The 467-nt window shown below is 43.6% G+C and carries 1 protein-coding gene; it reads left to right on the forward strand.

The annotated features are described in order from the left end of the window. The coding region (locus AC1DND_RS29395) for a hypothetical protein (RefSeq protein WP_477586568.1) at positions 1 to 231 on the forward strand (231 nt) is incomplete at its 5' end. Between the last annotated feature and the right edge of the window lie 236 nt (positions 232 to 467).

Consider the following 467-nt stretch of genomic DNA (forward strand, 5'->3'; position numbering starts at 1 on the left):
GAGATCATCAGCGCAATACAAAACGAGGTGATTCGGATCGAAAGGCGTGTGGATAGCAGGGAGCTGGAACAGTATATTGAAGGCCTGCGCTTAGAYATGAATGGAGCAATCTGGGTAGATACTTCTTTTGGGGATATCACAGAAAAACGGCTGATCGATTTTCTGTCAGACAGGGAGATATGCCTTGAGTTTCTGCTGGATTTGCTAACCCTGCTCGAAGAAATCAGTTAATTTTTTTGGTTTGGCTTAGCTGCCTAAAGCCCTGATCACTTTTTTTCGGGAGGGGCTTTTTCGCGGCGCTTTAAGTGATGGATGAAGTGAAACGGATGATCTGGGGACGCTTTAAAATATGAGATAGTCGGAAGCTATCACGGATAACCTTGCCATAGGATTATATATGATATATTTGTATTTTGTTGGCCGTTGACGAAAAAAATGATCAGCCTAAAGGGAGTTGGGGCTTAAGG

Source organism: Pedobacter sp. 01N416 (assembly GCF_056399685.1).